General features: G+C 61.2%; 11 protein-coding genes. 4 read left to right on the top strand and 7 right to left on the bottom strand.

Annotated elements, in window-relative coordinates:
• Positions 1-263 precede the first annotated feature (263 nt).
• The 3 genes from thrC to SynA1528_RS13130 all read right to left on the bottom strand — a co-directional run bounded on the left by thrC (position 264) and on the right by SynA1528_RS13130 (position 3,875).
• Positions 264-1,322, bottom strand: a complete 1,059-nt coding sequence (gene thrC, locus SynA1528_RS13140) for a threonine synthase (RefSeq protein ID WP_186588532.1) — start codon at positions 1,320-1,322, stop codon at positions 264-266.
• An 84-nt stretch (positions 1,323-1,406) separates the two neighbouring features.
• Complete coding sequence (locus SynA1528_RS13135; protein WP_186587121.1) at positions 1,407-1,991, bottom strand: alpha/beta hydrolase; 585 nt, start codon at positions 1,989-1,991, stop codon at positions 1,407-1,409.
• A gap of 24 nt (positions 1,992-2,015) precedes the next feature.
• A complete protein-coding gene (locus SynA1528_RS13130) occupies positions 2,016-3,875 on the bottom strand; it encodes an ABC1 kinase family protein (protein WP_186587120.1) in 1,860 nt (619 codons plus the stop codon).
• A 75-nt stretch (positions 3,876-3,950) separates the two neighbouring features.
• On the opposite strand from SynA1528_RS13130, the gene recN reads away from it, so the two are divergent.
• The 4 genes from recN (at position 3,951) to SynA1528_RS13110 (ending at position 12,484) form a co-directional block, all read left to right on the top strand.
• On the top strand, positions 3,951-5,633 hold the full coding sequence (gene recN / locus SynA1528_RS13125) for a DNA repair protein RecN (RefSeq protein WP_186587119.1): 1,683 nt from the start codon (positions 3,951-3,953) through the stop codon (positions 5,631-5,633).
• A 45-nt stretch (positions 5,634-5,678) separates the two neighbouring features.
• Positions 5,679-8,651, top strand: coding sequence for an excinuclease ABC subunit UvrA (gene uvrA, locus SynA1528_RS13120; protein ID WP_186587118.1), 2,973 nt, complete (start codon positions 5,679-5,681; stop codon positions 8,649-8,651).
• Complete coding sequence (locus SynA1528_RS13115) at positions 8,651-10,147, top strand: alpha/beta hydrolase family protein (protein ID WP_186587117.1); 1,497 nt, start codon at positions 8,651-8,653, stop codon at positions 10,145-10,147. The genes uvrA and SynA1528_RS13115 overlap by 1 nt, the downstream gene beginning before the upstream one ends.
• Positions 10,148-10,351: 204 nt before the next feature.
• Positions 10,352-12,484 (top strand): HAD family hydrolase, encoded by a 2,133-nt coding sequence (locus tag SynA1528_RS13110; RefSeq protein ID WP_186587116.1) that lies wholly within the window; start codon positions 10,352-10,354, stop codon positions 12,482-12,484.
• On the opposite strand, the gene purT is transcribed toward SynA1528_RS13110, so the two are convergent.
• The 4 genes from purT to mraY are packed head-to-tail and all read right to left on the bottom strand — an operon-like array spanning position 12,475 to position 15,155.
• The gene (gene purT / locus SynA1528_RS13105; protein ID WP_186587115.1) at positions 12,475-13,641 is read right to left on the bottom strand and encodes a formate-dependent phosphoribosylglycinamide formyltransferase; all 1,167 of its coding nucleotides are present in this window, start codon (positions 13,639-13,641) and stop codon (positions 12,475-12,477) included. The genes SynA1528_RS13110 and purT overlap by 10 nt on opposite strands.
• Positions 13,638-13,796 (bottom strand): hypothetical protein, encoded by a 159-nt coding sequence (locus tag SynA1528_RS13100; RefSeq protein WP_186587114.1) that lies wholly within the window; start codon positions 13,794-13,796, stop codon positions 13,638-13,640. The genes purT and SynA1528_RS13100 overlap by 4 nt, the downstream gene beginning before the upstream one ends.
• A complete protein-coding gene (locus tag SynA1528_RS13095; protein ID WP_186587113.1) occupies positions 13,796-14,044 on the bottom strand; it encodes a hypothetical protein in 249 nt (82 codons plus the stop codon). Before SynA1528_RS13095 ends, SynA1528_RS13100 begins: the two co-directional genes overlap by 1 nt.
• Positions 14,045-14,048: 4 nt before the next feature.
• Entirely contained in the window at positions 14,049-15,155 is a 1,107-nt protein-coding gene (gene mraY / locus SynA1528_RS13090) for a phospho-N-acetylmuramoyl-pentapeptide-transferase (RefSeq protein ID WP_186587112.1), read from the bottom strand.
• Position 15,156 lies beyond the last annotated feature (1 nt).

Raw genomic sequence — 15,156 nt, 5'->3', positions numbered from 1 at the left:
CTTTCCAGACGTGGCCTCGGCTGAGATCAGCATTTGCTTGGGGAAGACAAATCGGCCGCTGTGGAGAGAAAGCCTGTTTTCCACTTCTTCACTGGTTGTGGAGAGAGCGGCGTGGCTTTCGAGCCCGGGTTCGGCTGTTGTTTCCCCATGTTGTTGAACAACTTTTCAACGGTCCTCCCCAGCCACTTTGTGGGTTGGTCTGCGCTTCTGATGCAAAAAAAGCCCCCCTGCAGGGGGGCCATCGAGGGCGTGAAGATCACGATTCAGAAACCCATGACGCCAGCCACCGTGGTCAGATCGGGGTTCAGGTCCGTGTGGAAGGAGGCGTCGTTGTTGTTGATCGCGCAGTCCGGATCCTTCAGGCCATTGCCGGTGAGGACGCAGACCACGGTCGCTCCCGCCGGGACCTCATCTTTTCGCTTCAGCAGACCGGCGACGGAAGCCGCACTGGCGGGTTCGCAGAAGATGCCTTCCTGGCCACCCAGGAGCTTGTAGGCCTCGATGATTTCTGCATCCGTCACATCCAGGAAAGCGCCGTTGCTGGCTTGACGGGCGGCGATGGCTTTGGCCCGGTTCACCGGATTACCGATGCGGATGGCCGTTGCAATGGTGTCCGGATCGCTCACGGTGGTGTCGTTGACCAGAGGGGCGGAACCGCTGGCCTGGAACCCCATCATTCGCGGAAGGGTGCGGCTGTGACCGGCCTGTTGGTATTCCTGGAAGCCCATCCAATAGGCGGTGATGTTGCCGGCATTGCCCATGGGAATGCAGAGCCAGTCCGGAGCATCACCGAGGGCATCGACGATTTCGAAAGCGGCTGTTTTCTGGCCCTGCAGTCGGTAGGGGTTCACCGAGTTGACCAGCGTCACGGGGTATTTCTCCGCGGCTTCGCGGACGATGTCCAGAGCGCGGTCGAAATTGCCGCGGATGGCCAGCACCTCAGCGCCGTAGACGAGGGCTTGAGCGAGTTTTCCCTGGGCGACGTAACCGTCGGGGATCAGGACGAAGGCCCTCATGCCGCCACGACGGGCATAGGCCGCGGCAGCGGCACTGGTGTTGCCGGTGCTGGCGCAGATCACGGCTTCACAGCCGGCTTCCTTGGCCTTGCTGATGGCCATGGTCATCCCCCGATCCTTGAAGGATCCAGTGGGATTGAGGCCATCGTATTTGACATACACCTTCACTCCCTTGCCGATCCGTTCCTGGATCGCCGGCACAGGGATGAGTGGGGTTGCTCCTTCCCTGAGGGTGATCACCGGAGTGGTGGAGGTCACCGGTAACCAGGCTCTGTAGGCCTCGATCAGACCGGGCCAGTCCTGCATCACAGGAGTAGCCGCAAAGCGCCGACGGAGGTTCTGGAACAGGGACACCGGATGCTGCTTGGAATCAGGCGAAATCTACGAGGTTCAGGGCTTGGCTTCCTTGAGGCCGTCCAGGGGTGAATCGGAGAAGAACTGCACCAGGCCGGAAATGGATTGGGCCTTCTCGATCACCGAGAACAGGGCCGGAAGATTCACGGCCAACACCTCGTTTGGGTAAGCCTTGAGGAAATCCACGGCGGTCAGTCCATCGCTGCTGTTGTGGAGTCCGTTGATGACACCAGCCCGTAAGGCCGGAACGCTGACGTCCGGTTGGGGTGTGTAGATCGGATAGATAATCTGTCCCACCCGGCGGATGATCGCCTCACCAATCCGAGTGTTGATCAGACGGCTGGTGAGGACCAGGGGCAGATCAAGTTTCTGGTTGAGGAGCTTGGCAACGTTCTCCGGATCTTGCTTGGAGAGAGCGAGCAGCTGTTCCAGCAATCCCCTCGCTTCACCGGTGTCGGCGAGATGCTCGATGTCTTTCACCGGAATCGACCGCCGGAATGCCCCGCTGACCAGGGCAACATCCCTGGCGGCAAGAACTGGGCTCGTCAGGGCCGTGAGCCCGATACCGCAGCTTCCAGCAACTGCGATCATGCGGCACCGACGGGTTCGGTAGGAAGGCATCACCCCTGGAGCAGTGCCCAGAACTTAGGTGGGGACTCCAGCCGCAACCCTGACAAGGCGGACAACTCCCCGTTCGGCCAGACCTTGAGCCACCTGGACACCCATTCGACGTGTGTCCGGTTCATTCAGCAACCTCGGCATCCGTTTGAGCAGAAGATCAGGGGTGAAGCCCGGCAGAGACTGAAGAACGTTGATCAGTTCACGGATCGGTTCCAGATGCAGCAGGGGGTCAGCAGGGGGCAATCCCCGGGACTGGAAGGCACTGGGCTGAAGGCGCTTGGGTAAGCGGCGTCCCAGTCGTTGCATGGTCGACCAGCCAATGGCGTCGAGGCGATCCACGGTGGCATCCACCAACTGATCCCTCAGCAGACCTGCCTTGGGGGAGAACAGAAAATCCAACACCTGATCCAGGAGAGCTTCGAGATCCAGTTGTGCCTGGCTGGCGGCGCTGGACACGAGATTTTCCAGACGGGTCCAACGGAATGCATCACCGTCGAAAAGCATTTCTTTCAGGCTCTGACGCAGCTGTGGATCGGGGTCCTCCATCAGTCGCCGCGCGAAATAGGGGTAGGCCGCGCCGAGGATCTTGAACTGGGGATCCACACACAGGGCAATGCCCTCGAGCGTGACCAATGAGCGGATGATCAGCGCGTAATAGGGAGGAACCCGGAAGGGAAATTTGTACATCACACCGGACATGTCATCCGTCACGGCCTTGAAGTCCATGCGGTTGACCCCTGCTTCCAGGGCTTGACTGAACACCGACTCGAAGGCGGGAACAATCGGTTCGAGATTGACGTCTTCCGCCAGAAAACCAAGGGTTACGAAGTCCTTTGAGAGTTTTCCGAAGTTGCGGTTCACCAAATGAACCACCGCCTGAATCAAGCCGGTGCGTGATTCGCGGCTCACTTCGCTCATCATCCCGAAGTCGAGATAACAGAGGCGACCGTCCTCCAGAGCCAGGAGATTGCCGGGGTGGGGGTCGGCATGGAAAAAGCCGTGTTCCAGCAGCTGCTGCAAGCTGCAGTTGACACCGACATCCACCATGTCGTCGGGATCGACTCCCAGTTGACGGACCGCATCGAGGTTGGTGAGCTTCACCCCATCGATCCACTCCATCGTCAGGACCCGACGGCTGGTGGCCTCATGGAAGATGGCCGGCACGGCAATGCGGGGGTTGTGGCTGTGCAGTTCGGCGAATTTTTCAGCGTTGGACGCCTCGTTGAGGTAGTCCATTTCCTCGAACACCCGACTGCCCAGCTCATCGATCAGGGCGACCAGATCACTGCGGATCAGGCCGATGTTGCTCTTTAACCAGGCGGCGATGTTGCGGACGATGTAGAGATCCAGGGTGATCTGTTCCCGCAGGCCCGGGCGCTGAACTTTGACTGCAACCTTCTGCCCGTTTCTGAGTGTGCCGCAGTGCACCTGACCCAGTGACGCGGCGGAAATCGGCTCCCTGTCGAGTTGTTCGTAGATCTCGTCGACGGGCGCGCCGAGGTCCTCCTCGATGCAAGCCATGGCCAGATCGCTGTCGAATCCTGGCAGCTGGTCCTGCAGTTGTGAGAGTTCCTCCAACAGCAGGGGAGGCACGATGTCGGGTCGGGTGGACAGGGCCTGACCGGCCTTGATGAAGGCTGGCCCCAGATCCACCAGAAGCTCCGCACATTCACGGGCGCGGCTTCGGGCCCGTTCCTCGTCGTTCAGCAACTGGAAGATCCAGTCGAAGGCCACACCGAGCAACAGCAGTCCAATCGGAACCAGGGTCTGCCACAAACGGCGGATCAGCCGCTGGGGATGGCCTGCATAAATCCTGGTGATGGCAGCGGGGTCGTACTCGAGCAGACCAGCTGCTTCGATGAAATCCCCGAGCTCCGCTGTCATCGTTAAAGGGGGTTGATGCACCCCTTCTAAACGACGCGAGCCGTCGCTACGTTCAGCATCACCACCGGGGATGCTGTGCTCACCGGTCTGCAGCTGCAGAACATCGCCCTGATCGATCAGCTCGAACTGGAGTTCGAATCGGGTTTCACGGTGCTCACCGGCGAGACCGGCGCTGGAAAATCGATCCTCCTCGATGCCCTCGATGCGGTGCTTGGAGGGGCTCAGGGAGCTGCCGGTCAGCGGTTGCTTCGCGATGGATCGGAGCGGGCTCGGATTGAAGCCAGTTTTCAGCTCAGTCCCCAGCTCAGGGACTGGTTGTCCGAGGCCGACTTTGAACCCGAGGACGAGCTGCTCATCAGCCGGGAGTGGAAACGTCAGGACGGAGATCGTTGGTCCAGCCGTTCGCGCTTGAACGGCACGCCGGTCAACCGTCAGCAGCTCCTGTCCCTCCGGCCGTTGCTGATTGATCTCACGGTGCAGGGTCAGACGCAATTGCTGTCCAAACCCGGTCAACAGCGTCGATGGCTGGATCGTCTCGGTGGCTCCTCCCTGGGGGCGTTGAAGGCTGATGTGGCTTCGGCCTGGCAGGGGTGGTGTGAATCAGCCGCGGCACTTGAGGCCGTTGAGCGGGAACAGCAGCGTTCCGAGGAGGAACGGGCAGACCAGGAGGCCTTGCTCGAACAGCTTGAGGCGGCTGGTCTGGAGGATCCAGGTGAACAGGAGCGGCTGGAACAGGAGCAGGATCGATTGGTTCATGGCGTGCGCCTGCAGGAGGGGCTGGCGCAGTTGTTCCGTCGGTTGAGGGATGGTGCAGAGCAGGCACCTTCGCTGCAGGACCATCTCGCTGCTTCGGTCCAGGAGCTGCAATCGATGGCTCAGCTCGACAGCTCTCTGGTGGAGTTGCGGGATCAAGCCCTCGATCTGGAGGCGAATGTTGAGGAGCTGTTGCGTTGCCTCGATCACTACGGTCTGGCTTTGGAGAGTGACCCGGAGCACCTCGATCGGATCCAGGAGCGTCTGGCGGATCTGAAGCGTTTACAGCGACGCCATGGTCTTGATCTTGCGGGGTTGATCGACCGTCGCGACGCCCTCAGGCAAAGGCTGGGGGATGGGGGATTCGCAGCGGATCTTGAGCGGCTGAGGTTGGTTGAACTGTCCCAGCGCCAGCAACGGGATCAGGCCAATAACGCCCTGCGTCAGGCCCGTTCTGAGGCTGCTGTTGCTCTTCAGGCATCCCTGCTCGAGCTCTTGCCACCGATGGGCCTGGCTAACGTGCGTTTCAAGGTGGATTTGCGAGCGGCGGATCCTGCGGACCACGGAGCGGATGCCGTCTGCTTTCTGTTCTCCGCCAATCCCGGTCAACCGATGGCACCGCTGACGGAGGTGGCGTCCGGAGGCGAGATGTCGCGTTTCCTCCTGGCCTTGAAGACCACCCTCGCTGCTGTCGATGGCTCCAGCACGCTGCTGTTCGATGAGATCGATGCGGGTGTGAGTGGTCGCGTCAGTGGAGCGATGGCTGATCTGCTGCGCAGCCTTGGTGAGCAACGTCAGGTGTTCTGCGTCACCCATCAGCCGCTGGTGGCGGCGGTGGCGGATCACCACTTCAGGGTCAGCAAGGAGGTGGACGAAGGCGTCACCTATTCGCGAGTGTCCCAGCTGCGGGACACTCGGGAGCGTCGACAGGAACTGGCTGAACTGGCTGGCGGCGATCAGGCTGATCTTTATGCAGCCAGCCTCCTGGCCCAGCGTTCGGCCTGAGCGCAGCCGTTCTTCTTAAGCTCATGTGCTTTCAATCGGTGCCCGATGGTGCGAGCTGCTGCCAAGAGCACTGATCGGAAGACTCCTGTGAATCTGTCCGGCGGCAGCCTGGAGGATGTGATCCGGGTGCGGGGTGCGCGCCAGCACAACCTCAAGAACGTCGACGTCACCATCCCCCGCAACAAGCTGGTGGTGTTCACCGGTGTCAGTGGCAGCGGCAAGAGTTCGCTGGCGTTCGACACGATTTTTGCGGAGGGTCAGCGCCGCTACGTCGAGAGCCTGTCGGCCTACGCCCGGCAGTTCCTCGGCCAGGTGGACAAACCGGATGTGGATGCCATCGAGGGTCTGTCTCCGGCGATTTCGATCGATCAGAAATCCACCAGTCACAACCCCCGCTCCACCGTTGGCACGGTCACGGAAATTCAGGACTACCTGCGTCTGTTGTTCGGTCGTGCCGGTGAGCCCCACTGTCCCCAGTGCGAGCGCTCGATCCGCCCTCAGAGCATCGACGAGATGGTCGATCAGATCCTGCTGCTGCCGGAGGGTACCCGTTATCAGCTGCTGGCTCCCGTGGTGCGGGGCAAGAAGGGCACCCACACCAAATTGATCAGCGGACTTGCCGCCGAAGGGTTTGCTCGGGTGCGTATCGATGGCGAAGTCCGGGAACTGGGCGACAACATCGAGCTCGACAAGAACCACAGCCACAACATCGAGGTGGTGGTCGATCGTCTGGTGGCCCGTGAGGGGATCCAGGAACGACTCACCGATTCACTGCGCACTGTTCTCAAACGTGGGGACGGCCTCGCTTTGGTGGAAGTGGTGCCCAAGAAGGGGGAGGAGCTTCCCGACGGTGTCGAGCGGGAGCGTCTCTACTCCGAGAAATTCGCGTGCCCGGTGCACGGTGCGGTGATGGAGGAACTGTCGCCGCGCTTGTTCTCGTTCAACAGCCCTTACGGGGCTTGCGAGGCCTGCCATGGCATCGGTCATCTGCGCAAGTTCACCGTGGACCGGGTGATTCCTGATCCCACTCAGCCGGTGTACTCCGCAGTGGCTCCCTGGGCTGAAAAGGACAACAGCTACTACTTCTCACTGCTGTATTCCGTGGGTGAGGCCTTTGGCTTCGAGATCAAAACCCCCTGGAACCAGCTGACTGATGAGCAGCAGGACGTGTTGCTGCACGGCAGTCGCGATCCGATCCTGATTCAGGCGGACAGTCGCTATCGAAAGGGAAAAGGTGGCTACAACCGGCCCTTCGAGGGGATCCTGCCGATCCTCGAGCGTCAATTGCGCGATGCCAGTGGTGAGGCGCAGCGACAGAAACTTGAGAAATTCCTCGAGTTGGTGCCTTGTGAAGGCTGCGCTGGCCAGCGGCTGCGACCGGAGGCCCTCGCGGTCAAGGTCGGACCCTTCTGCATTCCTGAGCTCACGGCCGTCAGCGTCGGTCAGACCCTGGAACGCATCGAGCGGTTGATGGGGGTTGGCAGCCATGAGGGAGCCAAGCCGCTGCTGAATGAGCGTCAGATTCAGATCGGAGATCTGGTGCTGCGGGAAATCCGCCTGCGCCTGAAGTTTCTGCTGGATGTGGGTCTCGATTACCTGAGCCTGGATCGACCGGCGATGACCCTGTCCGGCGGTGAGGCTCAGCGGATCCGACTGGCCACCCAGATTGGTGCTGGTCTCACCGGTGTTCTGTATGTGCTGGATGAGCCGAGCATCGGTCTGCATCAGCGGGATAACGACCGTCTGCTCAACACCCTGGTGCGGCTTCGCGACCTGGGGAACACCCTGGTGGTGGTGGAGCACGACGAGGACACCATCCGTGCTGCCGACCATGTGGTGGACATCGGTCCAGGTGCGGGCGTCCACGGCGGTCACATCGTGGCGGAGGGCTCCTTTGAGGATCTGGTCGCCAGTGAGGAGTCTCTGACGGGTGCCTACCTCAGCGGTCGCCGTTCGATCCCGACCCCGGCGGAACGACGCCAGAGCGGGACCCGTTCGCTCAAATTGCTCGATTGCAACCGCAACAACCTCAAGAACGTCAGCGTTGAGTTTCCCCTCGGTCGGTTGGTGTCGGTTACAGGGGTCAGTGGCAGCGGCAAGAGCACCCTGGTGAATGAGCTGCTCCACCCGGCTCTGGAGAACGGTCTTGGGCTCAAGGTTCCCTTCCCGCAGGGCCTTGGTGAATTGCGGGGGCTGAAGTCGATCGACAAGGTGATCGTGATCGATCAGAGCCCGATCGGCCGCACACCGCGTTCCAACCCGGCCACTTACACCGGAGCGTTCGATCCGATCCGTCAGGTGTTCGCCGCCACGGTGGAAGCCAAGGCCCGTGGTTATCAGGTGGGACAGTTCAGTTTCAACGTCAAGGGAGGACGTTGTGAGGCCTGCCGCGGCCAGGGCGTGAATGTGATTGAGATGAATTTCCTTCCGGACGTCTATGTCCAGTGCGACGTCTGCAAGGGGGCACGCTTCAACCGCGAGACGTTGCAGGTCAAATACAAGGGGCACACCATTGCCGATGTGCTTCAAATGACCGTGGAGCAAGCCGCTGAGGTGTTCGACGCGATTCCGCAGGCGGCGGATCGATTGCGCACCCTGGTGGATGTCGGTCTCGGATACGTGAAGCTTGGCCAGCCGGCTCCGACCCTCTCCGGTGGCGAAGCGCAGCGGGTGAAATTGGCGACGGAGTTGTCACGTCGGGCGACGGGAAAAACCCTTTATCTGATCGACGAACCCACCACGGGTCTGAGTTTTTACGACGTGCACAAATTGATGGATGTGATGCAGCGTCTCGTCGATAAGGGCAATTCGATCATCTGCATCGAGCACAACCTGGATGTGATCCGTTGTTCTGATTGGATCATTGACCTTGGACCCGAGGGTGGCGACAAGGGTGGCGAGCTCCTGGTGACCGGTACCCCGGAAGAGGTGGCCCAGCATCCAACCAGTCACACAGGCCGCTATCTCAGTCGTGTTTTGGAGCAGCATCCGCCGGAGATCACCCTGATCGCCGCCTGATGACGCGCTGTGGAACCCGTTTGGCTGCCGTCATAGGGGGCCTGGCTCTGGCAGGGATGTCTGCGCCTGCCCAGGCGCTTGATCGCCTGGTGCTGCGGATGCCGTTCCTGGAGACGAGTGTCACCATCAACCTCGCAGAGTCCGGGACTGCAGAGGAACTGATTCAGTCCAGCCCTGATCTTGCTGACCTTCAATCAGCCAGCGGCGGCAAGCTTCTCGATCTGATCGGCAAGGTGTTCCTGGCACCGTTGCCGGTGGAGACCAAGGCCTTCCTGGAGGGGTCCACCGGTCAGCCGCTTCTTGAGCAGGCCCTGCTCGCTGCAACGGATCTCGTTGAACTCGAGGGCGTCGACACCGATACCAGCGGTCGGATGTTGACGGATGCTCTGGTGCGGGCGGAACGCAAGGGTCAACCCAATGTGCTTGGCTTCCTGCGGGAGCTCCCCGGTGAGCAGGCGTCCATTGATCTGTCTCGGGTGGCTGACGCGGCTAACCGACTCAAAGCCAATCAGGAGCAGGGTGTTGCCCTGGTCAAGGCTGGGCCCGCTGCAACGGTCACGCCAACGTTGCGGGCTCCGTTGAAGCCGTCCTGGACCCGCCAGGTCATTCGCCTTTCCGTGACCCATCGTCCGGAATCACTCAGGGTGCTGACGCTGGTGCCGGCTAGCTCGGCCAACGGGCGTCTGGTGGTGATCTCCCATGGCCTCTGGGATGACCCTGAATCGTTCGAAGGATGGGGCGAGGTGTTGGCGGCTCAGGGTTACACAGTGCTTCTGCCGGATCATCCCGGCAGCGATTTCAATCAGCAGAGGGCGATGTTGGCGGGGGATCGGCCGCCTCCGGGGCCGGAGGAATTGCGCCTGCGTCCTCTGGATGTGTCAGCCCTGCTCGATGCCGTCGAGTCCGGCCGCCTGTTGAAGGGTCGGGTTTTGAACACGAAGGCTGTGGCTGTGGTGGGCCATTCCTGGGGCGCCACCACAACACTCCAGCTTTCAGGTGGCGTTCCTACTGAACGCAAACTCAAGGACCGTTGCAACGATCTTCGCCACCCCGAGCGCAACCTGAGCTGGGTGCTCCAGTGCAGCTGGTTCAGCGGCATCAACAGAGCAGGTGTTGCCGATCAACGGGTGAAGGCTGTCGTTGCGGTCAGCCCCCCCTTGCGTCTTCTGTTTGAACCCTCCAGCTCCACCAGCCTCAGTTCCAAGGTGCTGTTGATCAGTGGAACCCGCGATTGGGTGGTTCCTTCAGGACCCGAGGCGATCTCCCCGATGCGAGATACCAAGGCTGCTCAGCTGGGCCATCGGCTGGTGCTGGTGAACGGTGCTGACCACTTCAGCCTGCGCAGTTTTCAAGGGGAGGAGCGTCCAGCGCTGGTGGGGCCAGTGATGCTGGGTTGGATCAATGAGCAGCTGGGGGTGAATGGTGCCGTCAGCTTCAGTGGCGGTGGTTGGGGTGATGATCAAGTGGATCTGGTGGATGTCAGCAACAAGCTCTGACATTGCTTGTTCTTCACAATTGATCCTTGGTTGATGCGTTCAGCAGAGGTTCCTGAATGTCAGTGTTGATCACTGTTTTCGACAAACCAAGGCACGTTTGAACGTCGATCCGTCACATTTTTTTCAACTTTCGGCTCGTTTTTTCTCCCTAGAGACAAAGCAACGGTGTCCTTTGACACCGTCGATGTTCGATGGATCGCAGCAATGGGAAGGGGTGTCCGCGTCCTTCATCTGCACTTGCACGGTCTGTTCCGTTCACGGGATCTTGAGCTTGGTCGTGACGCGGATACCGGCGGCCAAACGCTCTACGTCCTCGATCTGGTCCGAAGCCTGGCCCAGCGTCCTGAGGTTGAGCGGGTCGATGTGGTGACCCGTCTTGTGCAGGACCGTCGGGTTGCTGCTGACTATGGCCGTTCTGTGGAGGTGATGGCTCCCGACGCTCGCATCCTGCGTTTTCCGTTTGGTCCGAAGCGCTATCTGCGCAAGGAACAGCTGTGGCCACATCTGGAGGATCTTGCCGATCAGCTCGTGTATCACCTCAGCCAGCCCGGTCAGGAGGTGGACTGGATCCATGCCCACTACGCCGATGCGGGGTTTGTCGGGGCCCTGGTGAGCCAACGGCTTGATCTCCCCCTGGTGTTCACCGGTCATTCCCTCGGACGGGAAAAGCAACGTCGTCTTCTCGCCGGCGGTGGCGATCGTCAACAGATTGAGCAGGCTTATGCCATGAGCCGACGCATTGATGCGGAGGAGCAGGCTCTGACCCAGGCGGATCTGGTGATCACCAGCACGCAGCAGGAAGCGGACCTGCAATACGCCCGCTATGCCCAGTTCCGTCGTGATCTTGCCCAGGTGATTCCGCCCGGCGTGGATGCCGGACGCTTTCATCCCGTGGCAGCGGAAGCGGAAGGGGATGCGTTGGATCAGTTGCTTTGCCCCTTTCTTCGCGATCCCAACAAGCCACCGTTGCTGGCGATTTCCCGTGCCGTCCGCCGCAAGAACATCCCGGCCCTGCTGGAGGCCTTCGGTGCCTCATCGGTGTTGCGCGACCGCCACAACCTCGTGCTGGTGCTGGGGTGTCGGGACGATCCCCGACAGCTGGAGAAGCAGCAACGGGATGTGTTCCAGCAGGTGTTCGATCTTGTCGATCGCTATGACCTTTACGGCTCCGTCGCGTACCCGAAGCAGCATCGCCGTTGCCAGGTGCCGGCCTTTTACCGCTGGGCTGCCCAACGGCAAGGTGTGTTCGTCAATCCAGCGCTGACGGAGCCATTCGGTCTCACGCTGCTGGAGGCCGCGGCCTGTGGTCTGCCGATGGTTGCGACGGATGACGGTGGTCCTCGAGACATTCAGGCCCGCTGTGAGAACGGTCTGTTGGTGGATGTGACCGATGCCGGAGCGTTGCAGGAGGCGCTGGAGCGGGCCGGTAAGGATGCCAGTCGTTGGCGGCGCTGGAGCGACAACGGCGTGGAAGCGGTGTCGCGACATTTCAGCTGGGATGCCCATGTCTGCCGTTACCTGGGATTGATGCAAGCCCAGTTGAATCAGCGTCCATCAGCCCGTTCGAAGCCTCAGGGTTCTCCGGCGACGTTGCAGCGACCGGATCATCTGCTGTTGCTCGATCTCGACAGCACCCTGGATCTGCCTGATGGACCTTCGCTGACGGCACTGCGCAGCCAACTGGAACGCGATGGTCAGCGCTACGGCCTGGGGATCCTGACCGGTCGATCCCTGGCGGCGGCTCAGCAGCGCTATGGCGATCTGCATTTGCCATCGCCGTTGGTCTGGATCAGCCGGGCGGGGAGTGAGATTCACCTGGGGGAGGATCTGCAGCTCGATCAAACCTGGGAGCGGCAGATCAGTGCCGACTGGGACCGCGCCTCAGTCAAGGCAGTGATGGATGATCTCCATGACCTTCTAGAACCCCAGACCGAGGAGCATCAGGGGCCCTGGAAGCTGAGTTACCTGCAGCGTCAACCTGATGCATCGGTGTTGAATCATGTGCGTCAGAGGTTGAGGCGGGAGGGGCTGTCGGCCCGGCCTCAACGGCGCTGCCATTGGTACCTCGATGTCCTGCCCCGGCTGGCATCCCGCGGTGAGGCTATTCGTCACCTCGCTCTGCAATGGGAGCTGCCCCTGGAGAACGTGATGGTGATGGCGAGTCAGCAGGGAGATGGAGAGCTGCTCCGGGGTCTGCCCGCGACGGTGGTGCCGGCAGACCATGATTCCTGCCTTGTGCGGCATCCCCAGCAGAAACGGGTGCTGTTCTCAGGTCATCCCAGCCTTGCGGCCGTGCTGGATGGATTGAGTCACTTCCGCTTTCCCAGTCAGCGCTGATTCACCTGAACGCAGGCTGCAGCCCGATCCGCCTTGGCACGGGCTTCCGCCAGATGTTCTCCTTTGGCCAGAGCCACTCCCATGCGTCGGCCAGGGCGAGCCGTTGGCTTACCGAACAGCAGCAGTTGGGTGTCGGGTTCCGTCAGAGCAGCATCGATCCCTGAATAGCTGACCGCGTCCATCGTCTCCTTGGCCAGGACGACGCGGCTTGCCGCCGCATCGGCCCTCGTGATGGATGGGATCGGCAACCCCAGCACGGCACGAAGGTGCAGTTCGAATTCACTCAGGTTCTGGCTGATCAAGGTCACCAGACCTGTGTCGTGGGGTCTTGGGGAGAGTTCTGAAAAGATCACCTCACCACCGCAGAGGAAGAATTCCACACCGAACAGGCCGGTCCCTCCCAGGTTCTGGGTCACGGTCCGAGCCATGGCCTGGGCCTGCTGCAACTGTTCGGCTGTCAGCTCTGCCGGCTGCCAGCTGCACTGGTAATCACCGTGTTCCTGTTCATGGCCGATGGGTGAGCAGAACAGGGTCTCCCCGTTGTGCTGTCGGATGGTCAGCAGGGTGATTTCAAGGTCAAAGCGGAGATATTCCTCCACGATCACCCGGGGGGAGGTTCCCCTGGCACCGGCCATTGCTGCTTCCCAGGCTTGATCCAGACCATCCGGTCCATCCACAACACTCTGGCCTTTTCCGGACGAGCTCATCACCGGCTTCACCACCACCGGCCATCCGAGGGCAGGAGCTTCGGCTTTCAAGTCCTCAGCACTGGCGGCGTAAGCGAAGCGCGCAGTCCGCAGTGCCAGTTCGCCGGCGGCAAGGTCGCGGATCCGATCACGGTTCATGGTGACCGCCGTGGCCCTGGCGGTGGGAATCACCGTGATTCCGTCCTGTTCCAGTTCCGCCAGCGCAGAAACCGCCAGCGCTTCGATCTCGGGGATCACCACATCAGGGCGGTGGCGACGCACCGTTGCCAGCAACGTATCGGCGTCCGTCATCGCCAGAACTTCCGCCTCATCGGCCACCTGCATGGCTGGTGCGTTGGCATAGCGATCGCAGGCGATCACATGGCATCCGAGGCGCTGGGCGGCGATGGCCACCTCCTTTCCCAGTTCACCGCTGCCCAGCAGCATCACCGTCTTGGGAAATTGGGTCATTGGCGGCTTTGACGGCGGATCTCACCAATCAACCAGACGGCGATGAAACCCAGAGATGAGATGCCGAAATAAATCAGGACCCAGCGCAGCACGCGGTCCGGATCCGCGGCAGCAGCGGACAGCAGGTCTGCTGTTTTGGTGAGCAGGTCGTCCATCAGGTGTCCAGATCCGGGATCAGTGTGAGCTGTCGAACAGGGGATTCCTCACTGACGAACCCCCAGGCCTCGAACACCGATGGATCGGGATGGGTGATGCGTTGATGGTTGCCATGGCGCTCGAGCCGGAATCCTTCCTCAGCCATGCGACGCATCAGGCTGGCGGACTCCTCAAACCGCGACGCCATGGCTTCAAGGCTGGCGCAGTCCGTGGTGAGTCCCGATTCCCGCCAGGTGAAATAGGTCATGGGTTCAGATGGTCGGGCGTAGCGCAATCCCCAGCAGCACAAAGCCAGCTGTGACGAGCCAGAAGCATGGCACCACTGTGCGTTCGCTGGTGCCCCCCAGCTCGAAATGATGGTGCAGGGGGGCCATCCGGAACACGCGTCGGCCTTGACCGTCCTGACCTTTCGTGGCTTTGAACACCCACACCTGGATGATCACGGAGAGGGACTCCGCCAGAAACACCCCACCCATCACCAGCAGAGGCCAGAGGCTGTCCGACAGCAGAGCCACGCCACTCAGGGCGGCTCCCATGGCCAGGGAGCCCGTGTCTCCCATGAAGGCTCGGGCGGGATGGCGGTTGTGCATCAGGAAGCCAAGCCAGGCGCCAGCCATGGCCATGCAGAAACCCGCCAGTGCTGGATCACCGTTGTGGCCCCTCAACATCAGTTGAATGGCCATTCCCAGGAACACCAGTGCCCCGCAGCCGCTGGCCAGTCCATCCAGCCCATCGGTGAGGTTCGTGGCGTTGCTTTCGGCCAGGAACACAAACAGTCCCAAAGGCCAGATCAGCAACCCAAGCGGCAAACTCCATCCGAAGGGCAGGGACACAGTGCTGCTGATCCAGCCCTGCCATGCCGCCACTGCGAGAAAGAGAACTGCCACGAGGCTCTGAAGCAGCAACTTGCCGCGGGGTGTGAGGCCGGTGTTGGTCTGGCGTGTGAGGCTGCGCCAATCATCGAAACCACCGATCACCATGTAAGCGAGGGTGATGGCGGAGACAGCGATCAGTTGCTGGGCCGATGGGCCCTTCAGGCTGATCAGCCCTCCAACGATCGTGCCGACTGGAACCACCAGCAGACCGCCCATGGTGGGGGTCCCTGCTTTGGATTTATGGGCCTGGGGGCCTTCGTCCCGGATTACCTGACCCATCCTCAGGGCCTTGAGTTGCGGAATACCCAGCGCCGCAACAAAAGCGGCCACTGATGTGGAGATCAACAGAGGCAGCGTCAGCTGACTGTTGGGCAGCCATTTGTCGGAGGTCAAACTGCTGGCCAGGACCACCAGCGTCAGCAGTGATGCACTGACGGTGCCGTTCTCCCACCAGGGGCGAGGACGGTTGCTGACGTCAGTCACG

The organism is Synechococcus sp. A15-28, from assembly GCF_014280175.1.
Lineage (GTDB): Bacteria > Cyanobacteriota > Cyanobacteriia > PCC-6307 > Cyanobiaceae > Parasynechococcus.
This window is presented reverse-complemented; position numbering and strand designations above follow the sequence as displayed.

Bases quoted from the DNA above. Each gene is read 5' to 3' on its own strand.
- SynA1528_RS13100 (WP_186587114.1), bottom strand. From the start codon at position 13,796: ATGGACGACCTGCTCACCAAAACAGCAGACCTGCTGTCCGCTGCTGCC.
- SynA1528_RS13095 (WP_186587113.1), bottom strand. From the start codon at position 14,044: ATGACCTATTTCACCTGGCGGGAATCGGGACTCACCACGGACTGCGCC.
- SynA1528_RS13110 (WP_186587116.1), top strand. From the start codon at position 10,352: ATGGGAAGGGGTGTCCGCGTCCTTCATCTGCACTTGCACGGTCTGTTC.
- SynA1528_RS13130 (WP_186587120.1), bottom strand. From the start codon at position 3,875: ATGACAGCGGAGCTCGGGGATTTCATCGAAGCAGCTGGTCTGCTCGAG.
- uvrA (WP_186587118.1), top strand. From the start codon at position 5,679: ATGGTGCGAGCTGCTGCCAAGAGCACTGATCGGAAGACTCCTGTGAAT.
- SynA1528_RS13115 (WP_186587117.1), top strand. From the start codon at position 8,651: ATGACGCGCTGTGGAACCCGTTTGGCTGCCGTCATAGGGGGCCTGGCT.
- purT (WP_186587115.1), bottom strand. From the start codon at position 13,641: ATGACCCAATTTCCCAAGACGGTGATGCTGCTGGGCAGCGGTGAACTG.
- SynA1528_RS13135 (WP_186587121.1), bottom strand. From the start codon at position 1,991: ATGCCTTCCTACCGAACCCGTCGGTGCCGCATGATCGCAGTTGCTGGA.
- thrC (WP_186588532.1), bottom strand. From the start codon at position 1,322: ATGCAGGACTGGCCCGGTCTGATCGAGGCCTACAGAGCCTGGTTACCG.